Raw genomic sequence first — 20,617 nt, 5'->3', positions numbered from 1 at the left:
TCTGATCAGCCTTGTTTTATTCGAAGTTCGCTTAAAACAAGCTCGTTTGAACGGTAGTAGGTCTGCTCGCTTGGATGGTTCCCCTCAGCATTTCTTTGATGAGTTTGATGAAACCAGGTTTCCAGTTTTCAGGTCTGATTTTAGTCTCTTTGGCTTCGTATTCGATCGGGCCACGCATTTTTTCATAGCCTATAATCATGCTCCAAATCGTATAAAACGTAATTTCGGGTTGCAGTTCAGGGCGAATGCTTCCGTCCTTGATTCCCAAACTGACAATCATGACCCCAATTTTTGCCGGGTCATGTTGGATTTCAAGCAATTTTTGAAAATGTGGACTTTCCAAAATCAAGGGGCTAATAGTTGATTTTCCTTCCTCGGAATTGTAGCGTTTCATCAAATCCAAAAAATTGATAATGGAATCGTATAACACCTGATTTTTTTCGGCAAAATCGATAATCCGTTCTACCAATTCCACAATCATTTCCAGTCCGGATCTCCCTTTATTTCGGTAAACTTCTCGAAAGTCCTCCTTAAACTGCTCAAAAGCTTTTCGGGTCAGGGCCATGAAAACATCTTCCTTGTTTTTGTAATAAAAATAGGTGAGCCCCTTACTGATTTTGGCAGTTTTGGCAATGTCTTCCATTCGCGTAGATTGATATCCTTTGCTGGTAAAAGTGGAAATTGCTGCCTCGAGGATTAATTTTTCTTTATTTTTATCGCCTGCCATTTGCTGTCTGTCTCTTTCGATTCAAAGATATTAAACTCGGGTCAAAAATAAGACTTAAACTCAATTCAAAATCGGTGATGGCGCTAAAAAAGGCTCTAAAATTAATTTCAGAGCCTTTTTTATGGATACAGAAGAAATTATATCACCTCGACGATGAAATAATTTTTCTTTCCCTTTTGCACCAAAAGGTATTTCTCTTGGAGTAAGTTTTGGGACACAGGAGCATTGAAGTCCGTCACCTTTTCCTTATTGATGCTTAATCCACCTCCCTGAATCATTTTTCTGGCTTCTCCCTTGGAATTGAAAATTATTCCTTGGGTGATTTCCCCAAAAAGATCCAAAACAGATTCCAATTGCTGATATGCTGACTGGGGCACTTTCACCTGAGGTACTCCCTCAAAAACCTGCAGGAAGGTCCGTTCATCCAAGGTGGCCAAGTCTTCAGTAGATGATTTTCCAAAAAGGATTTCAGAAGCCTTGACCGCCATTTGATAGTCGGCTTCACTGTGAACCAAAATAGTCACTTGTTTGGCGATTTCCTTTTGGAGTAGTCGCAAATGTGGTGCTTCCTGGTGCTCTTGTTCCAACTGTTCAATGGTCTGTTTGTCCAAAGTGGTGAAAATCCGAATGTATTTGGAAGCATCGGCATCGGATACATTCAGCCAGAATTGATAAAAGGCATAGGGAGAGGTTTTCTCTGGATCCAGCCAAACCGAACCCCCTTCGGTCTTTCCAAATTTGCTGCCGTCGGCTTTGGTGATCAACGGGACAGTTAAGGCATAAGCACTTCCGCCCCCCATTCTTCGAATAAGCTCTGTTCCGGTGACAATATTTCCCCATTGATCAGAACCGCCGAGTTGAATGGTGCAATTCTCATTTTTCCACAGGTGATAAAAATCATAGCCCTGAATGAGCTGGTAGGAAAATTCGGTAAAGGAAAGTCCACTTCCATCTTCCAATCGACGCTTAACGCTGTCTTTAGCCATCATGTAGTTTACTGTAATGTGCTTTCCCACATCCCGGATAAATTCCAAAAATGAAAATTGAGACATCCAGTCGTAGTTATTGACCAATTCGGCTTTGTTTTTAGATTCACCCGAAAAATCAAGAAACTTGGCCAATTGCTCTTGGATACAAGCCACATTATGGTCCAGTGTGGCTTTATCCAGAAGATTCCGTTCGGCAGATTTAAAAGAAGGGTCTCCGATCATGCCGGTGGCACCGCCCACCAAAGCAAAAGGTTTGTGACCGGCTCGCTGAAAATGCACCAGGGTCATTACCCCGACTAAATGTCCGATATGAAGGGAGTCTGCGGTCGGATCAAATCCCAGATAAGCAGAAGCCATCCCTTTTTCCAGGTGTTCGCTTAGTTCCGGGGTCATGTCTTGGAGCATTCCTCTCCAGCGTAGTTCTTCTATAAATGAATTCATTTTTTCGTTTGGATTGCAGGCGCAAATATAAGCGGGGCTACTCAAGTAAGGAAGGAATACCCAAAGGAATCCATGGAATTGACCATTTGAAGGAGAAAATCCCCGATTTATTCAAATTGAAAATTTCTTGCTTGTTATTTTATGTATTTTCAGGTCGTAAAAAAAAATTAATCTATGAAGAATGCTTTGACATTTTTGGGGGTTTTACTCATTTCAGGAATGAGTGCATTTTCCCAAAATAATCCACAATGGATGCGGTATCCGGCGATTTCACCCGATGGGAATACGATCGCTTTTACGTACAAAGGGGATTTATATACCGTTTCAAGTTCCGGAGGGGAAGCCAAACAAATCACCTTTCATGAAGGCCATGATTTTAAGCCGGTTTGGAATCAAAAGGGGGATAAAATTGCCTTTGCTTCGGATCGCTACGGAAATTTTGATGTGTTTATCATGGAGGCAGCCGGAGGACCGGCAGAACGATTGACTTTTCATTCCAATGACGAGTTGCCCTATGATTTTTCAGCAGATGACACCCAAGTAATCTTTGGGGCAAACCGAATGGACATTGCCAGCCACCGGCAATATCCTACCGGTTCCCAACCTGAATTGTATCAGGTGCCAACCAAGGGAGGAAGAGTAGATCAGATTTGGACTTTGCCTGCAGAATATGCGCAAGTAAGTCAAGATGGAAGCAAAATCATTTACCATGATAAAAAAGGAGGGGAAAATGAATGGAGAAAGCATCATCAGTCCGGCATAGCACGTGACATTTGGGTCTTTGACGCCGAAGGTAACTCTCATCAAATGCTTACCACTTTTTATGGAGAAGACAGAAATCCTGTTTTCTCTCCTGATGAGTCAGAGATTTATTACCTCAGTGAAGCGGAGGGCAATTTTAATGTATTTGCCATGAATCTTTCCAATCCTTCCCAAACTGAGGCCTTAACCCGACTTGAAAAATATCCAGTTCGATTCTTGAGTAGTTCCGATCAGGGACTGATGTCGTTTAGTTATGATGGGGAACTTTATACACTCAAAAAAGGAGAATCCCCCAAGAAAGTACCCGTTTCTTTGAAGACCCAGGCAATTTCAAATCCCGATAATTACATCTCCATCAATGGAGGAGTTCGGGAAATGAGCCTTTCTCCCGACGGAAAAGAAATTGCTTTTATAGCCCGCGGAGAGGTATTTGTGACTTCAGTTGACGGTTCCTTGACCAAAAGAATCACCACTACTCCGGAGGAGGAAAAATTTGTTGAATTTGCGCCCGATGGAAAGTCAATCCTTTATTCTAGTGAACGGGAGGGGCATTGGCAGATTTTCAAATCCACCAAAGTAAGGCCAGAAGAACCTTTCTTTTTTGCTTCGACACTCCTGAAAGAGGAATTGGTGTTGGATTTTGAAGGGGATGCCTATTTGCCTAAGCTTTCTCCGGATGGAAAGAAATTAGCCTATGTCGAGGATAGGCGCAGTATAAAAGTGCTGGATCTGGCCACACAAGAAAAAGTGACCTTGATGACTCCCGAGCAGCTTTTTCACATGCGGGACGGAGATCAATACTATACCTGGAGCCCAGACAGTAAGTGGTTATTGGCGACCTACAGACCGACGATGGTCAATTCGGAGGTGGTTTTGTTGGATGCCTCTGGAAAAGAAGAAATTCGTAAAATCACTCAAAGCGGGTATTCCGATGATCGAGCAACCTGGGTAAACGAAGGCAAGCAGATGCTTTGGTTTTCCAACCGGGATGGACTCCGAAGCTATGCCACAAGCGGTAGGAGCGAGGATGATGTTTACATGCTGTTTTTTGATCAAGAAGCTTGGGATTCGTTTAACCTTTCCAAGGAGGAATATGACTTGATGAAAGAGATCAAGAAAAGTAAAAAAGAGGAAGAGAATAAAGAATCATCCCAATCAGAGGAGGGGGAAAAAAAGGAGGTTGCGCCATTAACCTTTGATTGGGAAGGAATAGAAGAACGAAAATCTCGCTTGACCATTCATTCCAGTAATTTGGGGGATGCGGTTTTAAGTAAGGATGGGGAGAAGCTTTTCTACTTGGCCCGATTCGAAAAGGGGATGAATCTTTGGAGTACTCATCTGAGAACCAAAGAAACCAAGCAGGAATTGAGTCTTAATGCGGGCTATGGAAGCCTACGATGGGATCAGGAAATGAAGAACCTGTATTTACTCAGTGATGGGTCCATTTCCAAGATCAACCCGGAATCCATGAAGCGAGAACCAATTAAAATCAGCGGAGAAATGACTTACGATCGAGAAGCGGAGCTAGCCTTCTTATTTGAGCATATTTGGCTCCGAACCAAAGGAATATTTTATACCCCTGATATGCATGGGGTGGATTGGGAACAATCCAAGGTGGATTATCAGAAATATCTTCCGCACATCGGCAACAATTACGAGTTTGCAGAAATGATCTCAGAAATGATCGGTGAACTAAATGTATCGCATGCTGGGGCTCGTTATTCCAGAAGTATTCCATTGGCAGATGCCACCGCTTCTTTAGGCGTATTTTGGGATTATGGGCATCAAGGAAATGGAATAAAAATCACTGAAATTATTTCAGGAGGTCCTTTGGATAAAGCTGATTTTGAGTTGTCTGAAGGCATGATCATTCAAAAGATCGATGGAGTGACCCTTGAGCCTACCCTGGATTTTGCTCAGCTCCTTAACCGAAAAGCCGATAAGTTTACCTTGATCGAAATCACCGATGCCAAGGGCCAAAATCCACAACAATTGACCGTTAAGCCCATTTCTCTGGGAGAGGAGAACCGATTGCTTTACAAAAGATGGGTAAAAGCCAACCAACAGGAAGTGGCCGAGAAAAGTGGTGGAAAATTGGGCTATGTACATATACCCGGTATGAGCGATGGACCTTACCGAAATGTGTATGAAGAAATGATGGGCAAATACCATGATACCGATGCGGTGATTGTGGATACCCGTTTTAATGGCGGAGGAGATTTGGTTGCCGATTTGGCTATGTTTTTTACCGGTGATCGGTTTTTAACCTATGCAACGGCTGATAAAGTCGTTGGATATGAACCTACGGCTCGTTGGACCAAGCCCACCTTGGCGATGTTTAATGAAGCAAACTATTCAGATGGACATTGTTTTGCTTGCGGTTATACTGACTTAAATATTGGAATCACTGTCGGAATGCCAACGCCGGGTACCTGTTCTTTTGCCGGTTGGGAGAGTTTGCCCAATGGGGTGCGCTGGGGAGCAGTACCGATTTCTGCTAAAAACAAAGCAGGGGAATGGCTGGAAAATAATGAAACCAGACCCCAGATCGAGGTGAAAAATATGCCGGGAAAAATTGACCAGGGAATCGATCAGCAGTTGGACCGAGCGATCCAGGAACTTTTAAAGCAAGTGGATTAGTGTTTGATGGAAACTAAAATAAAAATGCCGGGTTAGTTACCCGGCATTTTTATTATCTAGTGCTTATTCAAAAATTACGTATCCTATTTTATTGGTAGGTTTTGTTGTTCAAAGCATCATCATTCTTAAAGAAAGACTGAAGCTTGGCAAATGAACTGTCAAAATACCCTTCCAACATCCTTTTGATGATGAATGTACGGTATTCATCTTTGGATACGATAGGAAAGTACTCATGGCTTTTGCCATAAGATTTGTGACTAACAAACCCCTTTCTTTCCAGAATTCTTACAATCGTGGATACGGTGTTGTAAGCGGGTTTTGGCTCTGGCATAGGGACTAGGATATCTTTGACGAATCCTCGCTCGATATCCCAGAGGATCTGCATGATTTCCTCTTCTGCTCTAGTTAATGGTTTCATAAGGTGTTAAGTTTTAAATCGATAGAAAATTATCAGTTTAGTTTCGGAAATCCAAAGAAATTAGACAAAGAGTTTTAAAATTAGTTTGAAAAACATCTAACTATCTGATTATTAGGTAAAAAAAATAGTCTCCGAGGAGACCATTTTTTTAAGCTGTCCTTAATTTTATGATTCCACTTGCATGGAGTAATCGGACGATAGGGTAGGTGGGGTCAAACTCAAACCATTTGACCGCAAAATTGGGTCGGTTTGGAAGCTTGTGGTGATTATTCTGGAAAAGCTCACCTAGCATCAATACATCCAGCAACAAGCTATTTTTGGATTTGTCGTTATTGTCAAAATTGGCGTAACCATATTTGTGTCCACTCCAGTTGACAATTGCCCCATGGACTGGACCCATCAAAAAATGGATAGGTAGGAGAAAGTACATCCACCAATGGGTTCCAGGTAACTCAAAGACCGAAATACTCAATACATAAATGGCCACATAAACCAAAAGCCACGATACTCTAACGAGCATATTGTCGGCTAATTTGTCAAAAGAATACCAATCCGGAATGTCTTTTGAAAAACGCTCCTCAGGCTTTAGTTTGAACGAAAAATAATCATTGTAAATATTTTTTGTTTTCCACATCATGGTAAACAGATTTTCGGTATGATGAGGACTGTGGGGATCTTTTGGGGTATCGGAATAGGCGTGGTGCATCCGGTGAAGAATCGCATAGGCTCGTGGTGAAAGGTAGGAGCTCCCCTGCCACATCCAGGTGAAAATATAAAAAAAGCGTTCCCACCATTTGGACATGACAAACATTTGATGAGCAGCGTAACGATGAAGAAAGAAACTTTGGCAAAATAAAGAGAAATACCAGTGCAATAGGAAGAAGATAATTAGAATCACTCGAAATTTGGTTTGAATTGATGGAACAAATATACGTCTTGGATGCTTAACTTCCAGATATTGGACCGATAGCTTTTTTGGGATTTTGCATGATATATGTCAATTTTACCTAAATTCAGGAAAGTATTTTAGCAATAGGGGAACGTTTTTACCTATTTTCAAAATGACTTAAATTTCGCGTACTATTCACCTTATTTATTGACCCCATTCGGCACAACCATGGCACAACGATCCTTAGCAAGCACAATTTTGATTAAAATTTTACTGGGCAGTATAGCGGTGATGATTGCGGCTTTTTTTCTACCCGGGATTCAAATCGACGGTTGGATTACGGGTATTTTACTAGCCGCTGTTTTGATTTTGATTAATTTAACGATCAAACCCCTCATGATTATTTTGACCTTACCCTTGACTATCCTAACCTTAGGGTTATTTCTGTTGGTCATAAATGCCTTGATGATTCTTTTGGCTGATGAAATTATTCCGGGATTTGAGGTGGACGGGTTTTGGTGGGCATTGATCTTTGCCATTCTAACTAGTATTATCAATTCCTTGTTCGGAAATAATCTCAATTCTTCACGGGATTAATTTACTTTGGTCTCCTGATCTCCGATAAATTTTCCGTTGACCGTCTTCAGTCCGGTAAATGATGGGACTAGCCCTGTTTTGGAAAACTTCCACCTTGAGGATGTATTTTTCGGATGGCTCATACGGGGCGGGGGCTGGGTCGTTCCATTGGATGACCTCATAAGATAAGCTGGCCGGTGGAATACAAAATTGCTTATTGGCTTTTTCGACCATGAAGATTTCTTCCTCGGGATCAATCCCGATCACTCGTTTTTGGTCTGAAATTCCCACAATAATCAGCCCTCCTTTGGCGTTGGCCATAGCAGCAATAGCTTTGGCTATTTTGGACTCTGAAGTTACTTTCTGCTTGAATTCCAGGCTAATACCTTCCTTTGATTTGGTTATTTTATGGACAAAATCTTCTTCATTACTTGTGAAATTCATTTCTACAGATAAAATTTAACTTCTAGATTTCTTTGGACCTTGGTATTCCTCAATTATATTACGAGCATTACCGATGCTTATTAATGATACTTTATTTATAACACATGAATCCAGGCTTTGATCCCAGTACTATTAAAGCGTTGAAAGAGGAATTGAAAACCCTTGGTCAACCATTTAAACTGATTCCTGAAGAGGAAAATTCAGACGAATACGTAAACTTTTACTTCATCGGCATGTATGAAGGTAAAGAGGTAATTTATGATACCGCACTGTATACACTTCGGCTTCATCACTCCAGTGAGGTATATGAATTGGCCGAACATGAAGCTGCAAAAAAATTCCCCAACTTTTCGGGTATTTCTTATCAGGAAGATGAAAATGGAAATTTGTTGCCGTTAAGCAGTGAGGAAGAAGAAGTCGGTTGGTTTATTACCGAAATCATCATGGAGCTGGAGGAAGAAGAAGCAGTTAAAGTACAGGAGTTTGTGGATATAGACACCCATCATGACTATGGAATTGGATTGGATGCGGCTTTGAATGTGGATTATATCGACGAGAAGACCATTCGTAAATTTATTCAGGAATTTAACGATGATACACTCAAGCTCGATGATACGCTGTATAGCTTCCAGTCAGAAGAAGAAGATGTTTAATACCTTTTGAAAACAATAGCTTTGGGCGCTAGTTTTAAAACCAGCGCTTTTTTTTTATGCTCAAAATAGCCTGGTCACCCGAATATTGCCATCCTCTTCCTGCAGGACATCGTTTTCCGATGGAAAAATACGAACTGCTTCCCGAGCAATTGCGCTATGAAGGAACCGTTTCTTCTCAAAATTTTTTCAAGCCCACACCGGTCAGTGAAGACTTGATTTTGCAAACCCATAAGGAAGTGTATTGGGAAAAACTCAAAAAGTTGACCCTTTCAAAATCAGAAATTCGCGCCACGGGTTTTCCTTTGAGCAAAGCGTTGGTCGACCGGGAGGTACTGATTGCCGGAGGATCTGTTCAGGCAGCTGAGTTTGCCTTAGAATATGGAATTGCCATGAATATTGCCGGCGGTACCCATCATGCATTTGCTGATCGGGGCGAAGGTTTTTGCCTGCTCAATGACCTTGCTCTAGCGGCAAAGTATCTTCAAGGTCATAAAAATATGGAGCGGATCTTGGTTATCGATTTGGACGTACACCAAGGAAACGGAACGGCTGCTATTTTTCGGGAGGATGAGACCGTCTTTACCTTTAGCATGCATGGAGCAAAAAATTATCCCCATCGAAAAGAGGAATCAGATTGGGATATTCCCCTGGAAGATGGATTAGAGGATCAGTCCTATTTGGACATTCTGAGCACTTGTTTGGAAGAATTGCCCCGTCGATTCCAACCGCAGTTTATCCTGTATCAGTGTGGAGTGGATGTTTTGAAAACCGATAAACTGGGGCGATTGGGGATGAGTATTGACGGGATTCGGGAACGGGACCGAAAAGTATTGGAATTTGCTCAACAAAATCAAATTCCGATCATGTGTTGCATGGGGGGGGGATACAGCCACAAAATAGCCCACATCCTAGAGGCGCATGCACAGGTTTATCGTCTAGCCCAAGCGCTTTACTTTTAAATATTTTAAGATTGCCTTGGGGGTAAAAATCTTGGAAAATCAATACTTTCTTTATATTTGCGCCCTTGTCATCAATAACAAAATATAAAGTGAAAAAAGGATTCAAATTATTCGGAGTGCTTGCTTTGGTTGCCGCTCTTTCGTATGCCTGTCAGCCTGCTGCTACTGACGCTAATTCCTCTTCCAATGAAGGTTCGACTTCTACTGCTACCTCTGATTTAAAAGTAGCCTATGTCTACACCGACAGCGTCATCAATCAGTATGAATATTTTAAAAAACGTTCTGAAGAAATTACCGAGAAGGGCAAAAAATTTGAGGGGGATCTACAGAGTAGGGCTCGGGGATTTGAGCAGGAGGTGGCCAATTTCCAACAAAGTGGTGGAAATATGACCCTGAATCAGCAGCGTGCCAAGCAAGAGGAGCTGATGAAAAAAGAGCAAAACCTGGTAACCTACAGAGATAACTTAATGCAGGAACTTTCTGTGGATGAAACCAACCTTTACAACGAGGTTTTTGAAAAATTACAGCAATACCTAAAGAAATACGCCGAAGAACAAAATCTGGACCTTATTCTGAGCTACACCCGGGGTGGCGCAATTTGGTATGGCAAAGAGTCTTTTGATGTGACCCAATCGGTGATTGAAGGATTAAATCAGGAATACAATCAAACGGCTGCGGATTCTGCCAAGTAATGATCCGATGATCAGTCCATATACCAAAAGCCCGGACTTGTTCGGGCTTTTTTAATGAAAAATAAAGTATTTTTGGAATCGAAAAGAATAAATCAAGCAAATGAAAATTACAGAATTTTTAAAACACCACTACAGACATTTCAATGCTGCGGCGCTGATAGATGCCGCTGAAGGCTATAAAACGCATCTGGATGAAGGCGGGAAAATGATGATCACCTTGGCCGGGGCGATGTCTACTGCTGAGCTGGGCTTGTCTTTGGCCGAGATGATTCGTCAGGATAAAGTCCAGATCATTACTTGTACCGGAGCAAATTTGGAAGAGGATGTCTTCAATCTGGTTGCCCACAATTATTACGAGCGAATTCCAAACTATCGGGATTTATCTCCAGAGCAAGAACAGGATTTGCTAGACCGTCACATGAATCGGGTTACCGATACCTGTATTCCTGAAATGGAGGCCATGAGACGAATTGAACATGTGATTTTGGAAGAGTGGGTCAAAGCAGATCAGGCGGGTGAAGCGTACTTTCCTCATGAGTTTTTTTATAAAATTCTATTGTCAGGCAAACTCGAGGATTCTTTCCAGATTGACCCCAAAGATAGTTGGCTATTGGAAGCTGCTAAAAAGAACTTGCCTATTATCGTGCCCGGATGGGAGGATTCTACCCTGGGAAACATGTTTGCTGGACACGTCATTTCAGGAGATGTCAAAAATGTACACACGGTAAGAAGTGGGATTGAGTACATGATGTTTTTGGCAGAATGGTACACCGAGAACGCCAAAGAAGAAAGTAAGGTAGGATTTTTCCAAATTGGCGGGGGAATTGCAGGTGATTTCCCAATCTGTGTGGTACCGATGTTGCATCAGGACCTTCAGCGCGATAATGTACCTCTTTGGGGTTATTTCTGCCAGATTTCTGATTCGACCACTTCTTATGGCTCATATTCAGGGGCAGTTCCCAATGAGAAAATTACCTGGGGAAAACTGGGATTGGATACCCCTAAATATATCATTGAATCTGATGCTACAATCGTTGCCCCCTTGGTATTTGCCATCGTTTTGGGACAATAAAGATGAGTAAACTAGCGAACGTTTTCCAAAAAGCAGGCAGTACTCTACTGCTTGCTTTTTTATTTCCAGTTTGGATTTTTGCACAGGAAGTCAAAAGTTTATCGGGTGCAAATAGTCCACAAGACGATCAAAATCCCATTTGGATCGGCTCCAATACCTTGTTGTTTTCCAGAGCTTTCCACCCCGAGAATCTGGGAGGTAAAAAGGACCCTGGGGATATTTGGATGACCCAACGGGATGATAGGGGGATATGGGGGGAGGCGATGCATCGACCCGACTTGAGCACCGAGGGATACGATATTCCTTTGGGCTTGGAGGATGTACTGACCCTGTTGGTATATCATCGTGCCCAAGACCGAAATGGGGTGTATCAATATTCAAAATTCGGAACAGATTGGAATTTTCTTCGCCAAATTGAACTGGAAGGTTTGGATCAGATCAAAGGGGATTTCAAAGGTCGGGTGACCAAAGACGGAAAAGCTATTTTTTTTTCCGGGATGGGACCGCTCAGCTTGGGTAATGATGACTTGTATGTCAGTAAAAAAATCGGCCCGGTTAATTGGTCCAAACCACTGCATCTCGGCCAAGTAATCAATACGCCTGGACAGGACGTCAGTCCCTTTTTTGATATCCAAACCCATCAACTTTATTTTGCCTCCAATATGCACCCGGGTGCAAAAGGGAAAGATATTTTTATTGCCAAAGCCTTGGATAATTCGTTTCAGAATTGGTCCAAACCTGTTAAATGGGAGCAATTGAGTTCCCCTGGTTCGGAAAGTTCGGTGACCTTTATTTCTTCCCATGAGGTAGTCTGGACGAGTACTCAAAATTCTGACGGTTTTGCAGACCTGCTCACCTTCAGCACTCCTGTTCCCCTTGAAATCCCCGCTGATTTTCAGATCCCTGAGTCCACTTCCCGTCAACGTGAGGGGATGGGGAATAAAGCAGAGAGAACTGACACTCAACTGATTCCGATATACCCTCAACTAAGTATCGGTATACCGGAGGTTAAACTCACATCGGATGAAAAAAGCGAAGCTGTTTCTCCTATCACACTGTCGGTGATCGATGAAAAATCCAAATCTGAAATCTCTGATTTCAGGCTTTTCCAACAAAGCGAAGACGGAGTTGAGAATTTGGATGCTCAAAACCTGACTCTTGAAAAATTATCCGCTGAAATTCGTGTGGAAGCAGCAGGCTATTTTCCCAAATTAATTTCCAAATCACTTCTCCGTCCCGACACACCGGTGGTCATTGGCCTGACTAAATTAGAACCAGGAGCAAATATCCTATTGGATGCAGTGAAATTCAGAAGAGGAACTGCGGAGCTGGAAGGAGAGGAGACGCTCACCTTTTTGACCGGTTTGGCAGCAGTTTTAAACCAAAGTGAGGGGTTTAAAGTCCGAATCAGTGGACACACCGACGGAGCAGGAGATCCCGGATTAAATAAAGCGCTTTCCTTGGAAAGAGCTGAAGCGGTACGGGATTTTTTGGTAGCGCTTGGGGTGCCTTTTGAGCGGCTCCGAATTGCTGGCTGGGGAGGGACTCGGCCGCTTGCTTCCAATGCCACTGAAGCCGGTCGTGCAAAAAATCGGAGGGTTGAATTGACCATCGAAAATTAATTTTTACTCCTGGTTAGGTTAAATGAATGTCAACAAAAAGGGGACATCTGCCCCCTTTTTGTTGATCCTGTAATTTAGAGTGTAAAATCGCCCCGATACACCCGCTTTACAAATTGGTTGGCCGGTTCAAAATTAGTCACCTTCATATTTGGGCCGTCCCAGACAAGTTTAATTCCTCGTCCCGGATAGTCAAACTGATCGGGATTTCCATCTCGGGGAACCCGGTAATCATAGCTTCGGATGGCTAGGTTGCCCATTAAAACGGACTCGGTCAAGGGTCCGGCTACAGAGAAAGGCGAACTCAATTGATCGTATTGCTTTGATCCATATCCGCCGATGCAGGCTTCTACCCAATTGTTGTAGTGGCCCCTATCTCCATCAGGAACTCGGTATTCGGTTTCCGGGACTGAGACTTCTTCTGTTCTTGAAGTGGGTAATAATTTAGGATCGGCACCATAGGTGGAGCACATCATTTTTCCTTTTGTGCCTTCGATGATGACCCCATTTCCTCCATCACCCATTTGTTCGTTGGGACCAAGTTCTTCGGGGCGCATTGGCTGGATTCCACCATCCATCCAGTGAAACTCCAAATCATCCTTACCCGGACGATCAAATCTTAAGGTAATGTGTGAGGAAGGAGGGCAGCTGTCCGGGAAATATCCCCGTTGGAATTCCCCCACATAAACAGATCCTACTGAGCATTCGGCAGATTTAGGATAGCCCAAGCCCAACACACGGAAGGGAGGCTCCATAATATGGCAGGCCATGTCGCCCAAGGCTCCAGTGCCATAATCCCACCAACCTCGCCAATTGAAAGGAACCAAGTTGCCTACATAATCTTTGTACGGGGCGGTACCTAGCCAAAGGTCCCAATCCAAATCGGCCGGCGGACTAACCGGATTTTGGGGCCAAGGAATTCCTTGTGGCCATACCGGACGATTGGTCCAAGAGTAAACTTTGGTAGCCTCTCCGATCAATCCGGCATTGTACCATTCCACCATTTTGCGAACGCCCTCTCCAGAAGATCCCTGATTTCCCATCTGGGTAACGACTTGATATTGATCCGCTGCCTCGGTGAGCATTCTTGCCTCATAAATATCATGGGAAAGTGGTTTTTGCACATAGACGTGTTTGCCCATCTTCATGGCCATCATTGCCTGGACGGCATGCATGTGATCAGGAGTGGAGACGGTCACCGCATCGATGTTTTTTTCTTCCTTTTCCAGCATTACCCGAAAATCTTTGTAATAGGGAGCTTTGGGATGGTCCTCTCGGGCACGTTTGCCTCGGGTGTCATCCACATCGCACAAGGCAACCATATCCACTTTTCCACTTCGGTAAACTCCACTTACGTCATTGTAGCCCATTCCGCCGATTCCGATTCCCGCCACTCTCAAGCGGTCACTGGGAGCGATAAAGCCCGGTCCACCTAAAACATGTCTGGGAACAATGTAAAAGCCGGCCAAGGCCAAGGTAGAGCCTTTGATAAAGTTTCTTCGCGAGTTTCCTGATTGGGGTTGATGTTCTTTCATGTTAATTACTGTATTGAAAATGATTGGAATAAAGTTTACGGTTTTGGATTATCCCTGGCTCGACCCATGCGAAACGAGCGGATCTAAATTCAGCTCGGAAGGTTCAGGTAAGTAAGCCTAGGTTTTAGTCGTTAAATTTTCAAAGGAAGGGTTGAGTTAGAGGAATGCTAGATTTTCCCAAGATTCATCCGGAGAACAATTCCTGTTTCAAATTATCAAAATCTTTTTATTTACCGATGGACTCGTTGAAAAATGTGACCAAAGGTTTTCGGGTAGCTGCCAAGGACTTCTACCCAAAAACCATTTGGGCGCTTAAGGCTTTCTTTTTTAAATATTTTTAGGAGTAAAAAAAAGATTCTTAAAAATTTGAATTAAGTTTACCCAATTACCAACACCCAAAAGACAAATGAAGAATTTATACGCACTGGTTGCTCTAGGCTTTTCCTTATCGATGTTTGCTTGCAACAAATCGAAAAATGAGCTCTCCGAACGCGGTTTTGTTCCCCATCCAGTACAGGTGTCCTCTAGTTCAGGCTCATTTAGGTTAACTGCCGAACAGGGAATTCAACTCTCAACCAATGACGAACGTCTAGCAGGGATCGCCGATTATTTTAATGAGCAAATTGCAAGGTCATTAGGGTTTAAACTGGAAGTGGGCACCGAATCTGGAGCCATCAAATTTCAGCTCAATGGAAATGATTCAGCAGATGAATCGTATGAGCTGACTATTAAGGAAGATGAGCTTTTGATCTCTGCAAATTCTCCTTCGGGAATTTTCTATGGTGTACAAACGCTGCTCCAAGCCATGCCGGTAGAAATTTTTGCAGAAAATACCGGCTTGAATGCCGTGGAGATTCCAGCCGGTCAAATCCAAGATCAACCCGCTTATGCTTACCGGGGGTCAATGCTGGATGTGTCTCGACACTTTTTTTCAGTCGAAGACGTCAAACATTATTTGGACCAAATGGCAAATTTGAAACTCAATTACCTGCATCTCCACCTTTCCGATGATCAAGGCTGGCGAATTGAAATCAAGTCTTGGCCCAAGTTAACCCAAATCGGTGCTCAAACCGAAGTGGGTGGCGGAGAAGGTGGTTTTTATACCCAAGAAGATTACAAGGAAATTGTCCGCTATGCAGCCGAGCGGTTTATCACCATCGTGCCAGAAATAGACATGCCCGGACATACCAATGCGATTTTAGCATCCTATGGGGAGCTAAATCCAGGAATCAATCTTCCTGATGGGGATTATGAGACGGTCACCAAAACAGTGGAGAAAGCCGAAGATGAATTTAAAGGCTCCAATATTACTCGGGAAGCTGCGGAGCTTTACACCGGAACCGAAGTAGGCTTTAGCACATTGGATACAGACTTGGATTTGACCTATGCGTTTATTGAAGATGTGGTTCGGGAGATTTCTCAAATTACGCCCGGACCTTATTTTCACATTGGAGGGGATGAGTCCCATGTAACTGCCAAGGAGGATTACGTGTATTTCATTGAACGTGCCCAACAAATTGTCAAAGAACACGGTAAAATTAGCATCGGCTGGGATGAAGTGGCGACAAGTGAACTGCTGGAAGGGAACGTTGCCCAATTTTGGGCGCTGGAGGAAAATGCCAAACTAGCTGTAGCCCAGGGCAATAAAGTCCTTATGTCTCCTGCCAAAAAGGCCTATCTGGACATGCAATATGATTCCACTACCCGAATCGGCCTGCATTGGGCAGCTTATATTGAATTGGACTCTGCCTATTTGTGGGATCCGGCCACGTATGTATCGGGAATTTCGAAACCCAGTATCCTAGGCGTAGAAGCACCACTTTGGACAGAAACAGTGGAAAACAGAGCCGATATGGAATACCTGGTTTTTCCCCGGATAGCTGCCTCGGCCGAAGTGGCATGGAGTCCTGCCTCAACCCGGAATTGGGAAAGCTTTCAATCTCGGATCCGAGTGATGGGCAAGCGTTGGGACAATCAAGGCATTGGGTTTTATAAATCCCCTTTAGTGGATTGGGAATAAAGGCCTTAGAAGAAATACACCCGATGGACAAGGAGTCTGTCGGGTTTTTTTATTGGTCAAAGTATCCTGAATTCGATGATTTTTGTCAAAAATGCAGTAATATGGAAGTTAAATCGAAAATTAAACGCTAATTCTATTACCTGATCAATGGGAGACATTATAATTTATTTTGCCAACTGGATTTGGGGCACACCGATGTTATTGTTACTAATGGGTGGGGGATTGATTCTTTTAATTCACTCTGGATTTGTTCCTTTTCGAAAAATCGGTCATGCCATTGGTTTGCTAAGTGGAAAATACGATGATGATTTGGCTCCGGGTCAGATCACCTCTTTTCAGGCCTTATCTGCTGCCATTGCCGCAACGGTAGGCTTGGGTAATATCAGTGGGGTAGCCATTGCGATCAATATGGGAGGTCCAGGTGCCATTTTTTGGATGTGGGTTTCGGCTTTTGTTGGGATGGCTACCAAATTTTACAGCTGTAGTCTTTCGATTATGTATCGGGGAAAAGATTCTGCCGGGGTAGTCCAAGGAGGTCCCATGTATGTGATCGAAGAAGGAATGGGGAAAAAATGGAAATTCCTTTCGGTGATTTTCTGCGTGGCTGGGGTGATAGGCCTTTTGGCGATATTTCAAGCCAATCAGCTATCGGCTGTATTTCGGGCGGTGATGCTTGAGCCTTCGGGTATTTCTACAGGGGAAACAACCAAATGGATCATCGGCATAACCATGATGGTTTTGGTTGCCATTGTCATTCTAGGAGGTATTCAGCGAATTGCTACTGTCGCTTCTAAGTTGGTCCCTTTTATGGTGGGCTTATATTTTGTGTCTGTCCTCATCATTGTATTCAAATATGTGGGAGATGTTCCTGAAATGCTTTTAAAGATCGTTACTGATGCCTTCACCGGCGAGGCTGCCGCAGGAGGTGTGGTAGGGGCCGTGATTATTACCGGAGCACGAAGAGCTGCATTTTCCAATGAGGCTGGAATCGGTACTGCACCCATGGTTCATGGGGCTTCTAAAAATAGAGAACCTATCCGTGAGGGATTGATTGCCATGTTGGGCCCCTTTATCGATACCGTGGTGGTTTGTACCTTAACCGCTTTAGTAATTATGCTCACAGGCGTATGGCAAAGCACCGAGGCAGATGGCGTCCGATTGACCCTGAATGCCTTTGAAACCGCTCTTCCAGGAATCGGTAAGTACCTTTTGATGTTGGCCGTTTTGATTTTTGCTTTATCCACCATGTTTACCTATTCCTACTACGGGCATAAGTGTTTTAATTATTTATTTGGTGCAGAAAAGGCAAATTATTACAATTACTTCTACTTGATTACCATTGTGGTCGGTGCGGTGGCCTCTTTGGAAGTAGTGGTGAGTTTGGTCGATGGGATGTATGCCATCATGGCCATTCCGACAATGATTTCCACCATTTATCTGGCTCCTAAAGTAAAAGCGGCCTACCATGATTATTTCAATCGGATGAAGGCGGAAAAATGAAAATTCTGATTGCTCCTAATGCTTTTAAAGGTACCCTGAGCGCCTCTGAAGCTGGGAGTATCATCGAGCAGGTGATTTTAAAAAAGGCCCCGAGTGCCCAAGTTTCATTGCATCCCATTGCGGATGGTGGGGACGGAACATGCCAGTTGATCAGTCACTATTTAAAGCTGGAACGTCATTCCATTTGGACTTTGGATGTACTGGGAAGGCCGATCTGTGCAAATCTCGGAGTTGATCCTAAATCCAAAATGGCTTATTTGGATGTTTCTTCAGCCTCGGGTATTGGTGTTTTAAAAGAATTTGAAAAAGACCCCTGGATTACATCGACCTTTGGTACGGGGCTTTTAATTCGAAAAGCCACTGAATTAGGTGCCAAGGAGCTTGTATTGGGTTTGGGAGGCAGTGCCACCATTGACCTGGGGATGGGTATGTTACATGCTTTGGGCTGTATTTTTTTAGATGATAAGGGGAGAGAATTGATTCCATTTACCAGTCAGTTTGGTAAAAATGCCCGTTTTATTCAGCTGATTCCGACCAAGCCAACGATCAAGTTCACCTGCCTTTGTGACGTGAACAATTACTTTTTAGGTTCTCAGGGTGCCATTTCTGTTTTTGGGGCGCAAAAGGGATTGAAGCCGCAGGATGAGGAAGCCTTTGAAAGGCAATGCCAAAGCAACATTGATCTGATGAGAAAGAAAGTCAAAAGGAATTTCATCGATCAAAAGGGATTTGGAGCAGCTGGAGGAATTGCGTTGGGTTTGAGTTTCTTTTTCCCCGTTCAAATTCATTTTGGATCCAACTATTTCTTTGAGTTGACTCAATTAGAAAGTGCAATTCAACAAGCCGATTGGATCATCACTGGAGAGGGAAAGTATGATGCCCAGTCGAGTGGGGGAAAGGCCTGTTTTGAGCTCTTGAAAATGGCGAAATCCCATCGAAAAAAAATCGCTCTGATTAGCTCGGGAGCCGAAGCGCTATCAGCCGGATTTGATCAGGTGATTAGGCTTCCCGAATTAGATTTTTCTGACCCTGATGTGAAAGAAATTGCCAAAAAAAAGTTGATTCAGGCTTTGGAAAAAGAGTGGCGAGTTTAGACTCTCCGGTAGTCAGGTCTCCAGTTTTTGATGGCTCTTTTGATCGCTTTGTTCGTCAAGTTTTCCAGAATTGCCTGTTCCATAAGTGGAATTAATTCTTCATCAGAGGCAAAACGTAAAGCGATGATTTGACCCGTTTTCAGCTTCTGTTCCTTTGGCTCAAATCGCTTTCCGGTCAATTCAAAGTAGCGTTGTCGCATTTCCATCACGATGATCCGGTTTTGGTTTTTGAGTGCATAAATTCTGGAAAGAAGGGGTATAAGTAACAGGATTACGGCCAAAAGAAGCGACTGAATGGCCTCACTTACAGACTCATGCTGGTTGATGGTATACAGGGTGTACCCCAAGTAAATCAACGTGAGCGGAGTTAGGACAAAATGATGAAAGAGGTAGTAACGCGCGTGATTCTCGAAGTTTTGTGCTTTCATTTAAACGATGGATATAAAAAAAGGAGACTGTTTAGTCTCCTTTTTAAGTTTTTTGAATTGATCAATGATTATTTTTCTTGCTCTTGGAAAAGGTGCTCCGAGCATCTATTGCAGAAAGTCCTGCTCCTAAACCGATTAGGATACAAACTATTAAAATAAATAACTGAGCTCCTGAGGCGATGGGTGAACTGAAGATATCTAGTAAAATCATGATTTGATCTTTTAATGTCTAAATGAGTGCCCGAAGATAAATTCAAAGCGGGAATTTACCAAGTCACAGGCCCATCGACTCTGAAATTATTACAAATCATCCTCGAAATCGTCCTCCAAATCATCTTCGAATTCGTCATCTTCATCAAAATCCATGATGTTGTCATCCACAAATTCGTTTTCCTCGTCCAAATCATAATCATCTTCAAATTCAGACTCGAAATCGTCCTCATCTTCGAAGTCATCAAATTCGTCGAAATCTTCTTCAAAATCCTCCATAGTGGTCTTTAAATCGGTTATTTAGTATTGACAACACGAAATAAATTAAAAAATCAATTAGCGCAATATCTAGTCCGCTAATTTTTTTTCAGCCAAGGACAAATCTTCAATTTGTTGTGCCGTAGCCCATTGATTGGTCAGTAATTTAGCCCAAGTTTGAAGGTAAAGGATAACGTCTTCTTTGCTGTTTTTGCTCAGCGAATTTCTCCGCTCAAATGGAATGGCTTGAAGAACTTCCGGGGAAGACAAACGCTCTAGATGGCGGAGGTCATCAAGGCTTAACCCGTAATCAAGCATTTTTTCAATGATTAAATCCAAGGGATATCCACTACTGGGACAAAATTCCAACAACTGATCGTTCCAGTCCCCGGAACGCTCCATGGCATAGCGGTGAATTTCTGCTTTACTCAGGTAAGTTAATTCTTGGGCTAGATTCCCACAGTTGCAAGCGCCCATATGTCCCCATTGATAAGCTGCTCCATCTTTTAGTTTTTTTGCCGTTCGCTCGATTGCAGCAATAAGTTCAGGTTTGATCTTTTTCATGGTATGACTTTTTTATGTCAACTCAAAAACAGCAAGGATGTTGCTGACAAAGGCCGGAATTTATTGGCTAAGGGAAAAAGAAACAGCTTGGACTATCCGAGACGGATTAATCCAGGTCAATTAAAAA

The 20,617-nt window shown here is 43.1% G+C and carries 19 protein-coding genes; 10 read left to right on the top strand and 9 right to left on the bottom strand.

The annotated features are described in order from the left end of the window. Positions 1–31: 31 nt before the first annotated feature. Both Q0L00_RS06440 and tyrS read right to left on the bottom strand, forming a co-directional pair. A complete protein-coding gene (locus Q0L00_RS06440; protein ID WP_297336048.1) occupies positions 32–727 on the bottom strand; it encodes a TetR/AcrR family transcriptional regulator in 696 nt (231 codons plus the stop codon). Positions 728–864: 137 nt separating this feature from the next. After that, on the bottom strand, positions 865–2,157 hold the full coding sequence (gene tyrS, locus Q0L00_RS06435; protein WP_297336047.1) for a tyrosine--tRNA ligase: 1,293 nt from the start codon (positions 2,155–2,157) through the stop codon (positions 865–867). Between the two features lie 174 nt (positions 2,158–2,331). Here tyrS and Q0L00_RS06430 point away from each other — a divergent pair, with 174 nt between their 5' ends. After that, complete coding sequence (locus Q0L00_RS06430; protein ID WP_297336046.1) at positions 2,332–5,559, top strand: S41 family peptidase; 3,228 nt, start codon at positions 2,332–2,334, stop codon at positions 5,557–5,559. Positions 5,560–5,647: 88 nt separating this feature from the next. Here Q0L00_RS06430 and Q0L00_RS06425 read toward each other — a convergent pair whose 3' ends face one another. Further along, on the bottom strand, positions 5,648–5,977 hold the full coding sequence (locus Q0L00_RS06425) for a BlaI/MecI/CopY family transcriptional regulator (protein WP_297336045.1): 330 nt from the start codon (positions 5,975–5,977) through the stop codon (positions 5,648–5,650). Positions 5,978–6,125: 148 nt separating this feature from the next. Next, on the bottom strand, positions 6,126–6,875 hold the full coding sequence (locus tag Q0L00_RS06420; RefSeq protein ID WP_297336044.1) for an acyl-CoA desaturase: 750 nt from the start codon (positions 6,873–6,875) through the stop codon (positions 6,126–6,128). Positions 6,876–7,094: 219 nt separating this feature from the next. Here Q0L00_RS06420 and Q0L00_RS06415 point away from each other — a divergent pair, with 219 nt between their 5' ends. Then, positions 7,095–7,463 (top strand): phage holin family protein, encoded by a 369-nt coding sequence (locus Q0L00_RS06415; RefSeq protein WP_297336043.1) that lies wholly within the window; start codon positions 7,095–7,097, stop codon positions 7,461–7,463. Here the strand turns inward: Q0L00_RS06415 and Q0L00_RS06410 are convergent. Then, positions 7,452–7,886, bottom strand: coding sequence for an ATP-binding protein (locus tag Q0L00_RS06410; RefSeq protein WP_297336042.1), 435 nt, complete (start codon positions 7,884–7,886; stop codon positions 7,452–7,454). The genes Q0L00_RS06415 and Q0L00_RS06410 overlap by 12 nt on opposite strands. A gap of 104 nt (positions 7,887–7,990) precedes the next feature. Between Q0L00_RS06410 and Q0L00_RS06405 the strand changes: the two genes are divergently transcribed. The 5 genes from Q0L00_RS06405 to Q0L00_RS06385 all read left to right on the top strand — a co-directional run bounded on the left by Q0L00_RS06405 (position 7,991) and on the right by Q0L00_RS06385 (position 12,884). Beyond that, positions 7,991–8,539, top strand: a complete 549-nt coding sequence (locus tag Q0L00_RS06405) for a hypothetical protein (RefSeq protein WP_297336041.1) — start codon at positions 7,991–7,993, stop codon at positions 8,537–8,539. 56 nt (positions 8,540–8,595) lie between these two features. After that, positions 8,596–9,498, top strand: coding sequence for a histone deacetylase (locus Q0L00_RS06400; RefSeq protein ID WP_297336040.1), 903 nt, complete (start codon positions 8,596–8,598; stop codon positions 9,496–9,498). A gap of 89 nt (positions 9,499–9,587) precedes the next feature. Further along, positions 9,588–10,190 (top strand): OmpH family outer membrane protein, encoded by a 603-nt coding sequence (locus Q0L00_RS06395; protein WP_297336039.1) that lies wholly within the window; start codon positions 9,588–9,590, stop codon positions 10,188–10,190. A gap of 100 nt (positions 10,191–10,290) precedes the next feature. Next, a complete protein-coding gene (locus Q0L00_RS06390; protein WP_297336038.1) occupies positions 10,291–11,262 on the top strand; it encodes a deoxyhypusine synthase family protein in 972 nt (323 codons plus the stop codon). 2 nt (positions 11,263–11,264) lie between these two features. Then, complete coding sequence (locus Q0L00_RS06385; protein WP_297336037.1) at positions 11,265–12,884, top strand: OmpA family protein; 1,620 nt, start codon at positions 11,265–11,267, stop codon at positions 12,882–12,884. 74 nt (positions 12,885–12,958) lie between these two features. Here Q0L00_RS06385 and Q0L00_RS06380 read toward each other — a convergent pair whose 3' ends face one another. Then, positions 12,959–14,416: a Gfo/Idh/MocA family oxidoreductase gene (locus Q0L00_RS06380; RefSeq protein ID WP_297336036.1), complete on the bottom strand. Its 1,458-nt coding sequence runs from the start codon at positions 14,414–14,416 to the stop codon at positions 12,959–12,961. Positions 14,417–14,822: 406 nt separating this feature from the next. Between Q0L00_RS06380 and Q0L00_RS06375 the strand changes: the two genes are divergently transcribed. The 3 genes from Q0L00_RS06375 to Q0L00_RS06365 all read left to right on the top strand — a co-directional run bounded on the left by Q0L00_RS06375 (position 14,823) and on the right by Q0L00_RS06365 (position 19,030). Then, complete coding sequence (locus Q0L00_RS06375; protein WP_297336035.1) at positions 14,823–16,436, top strand: beta-N-acetylhexosaminidase; 1,614 nt, start codon at positions 14,823–14,825, stop codon at positions 16,434–16,436. A gap of 147 nt (positions 16,437–16,583) precedes the next feature. Further along, positions 16,584–17,936: an alanine/glycine:cation symporter family protein gene (locus tag Q0L00_RS06370; protein WP_297336034.1), complete on the top strand. Its 1,353-nt coding sequence runs from the start codon at positions 16,584–16,586 to the stop codon at positions 17,934–17,936. Beyond that, positions 17,933–19,030, top strand: a complete 1,098-nt coding sequence (locus Q0L00_RS06365; protein WP_297336033.1) for a glycerate kinase — start codon at positions 17,933–17,935, stop codon at positions 19,028–19,030. Before Q0L00_RS06370 ends, Q0L00_RS06365 begins: the two co-directional genes overlap by 4 nt. On the opposite strand, the gene Q0L00_RS06360 is transcribed toward Q0L00_RS06365, so the two are convergent. From Q0L00_RS06360 to Q0L00_RS06350, 3 genes are all read right to left on the bottom strand, one after another. Beyond that, the gene (locus Q0L00_RS06360; protein ID WP_297336032.1) at positions 19,027–19,458 is read right to left on the bottom strand and encodes a DUF6526 family protein; all 432 of its coding nucleotides are present in this window, start codon (positions 19,456–19,458) and stop codon (positions 19,027–19,029) included. The two genes, Q0L00_RS06365 and Q0L00_RS06360, sit on opposite strands and share 4 nt — an antisense overlap. Before the next feature lie 300 nt (positions 19,459–19,758). Next, the gene (locus Q0L00_RS06355) at positions 19,759–19,947 is read right to left on the bottom strand and encodes a hypothetical protein (protein WP_297336031.1); all 189 of its coding nucleotides are present in this window, start codon (positions 19,945–19,947) and stop codon (positions 19,759–19,761) included. Between the two features lie 69 nt (positions 19,948–20,016). After that, positions 20,017–20,490 (bottom strand): hypothetical protein, encoded by a 474-nt coding sequence (locus Q0L00_RS06350; protein WP_297336030.1) that lies wholly within the window; start codon positions 20,488–20,490, stop codon positions 20,017–20,019. Positions 20,491–20,617: the final 127 nt, after the last annotated feature.

The sequence above is a fragment of the Algoriphagus sp. genome, from assembly GCF_024305035.1.
Lineage (GTDB): Bacteria > Bacteroidota > Bacteroidia > Cytophagales > Cyclobacteriaceae > Algoriphagus.
Note: the sequence above shows the minus strand (reverse complement) of the source record. Positions and strands in the feature narration are given on the sequence as shown.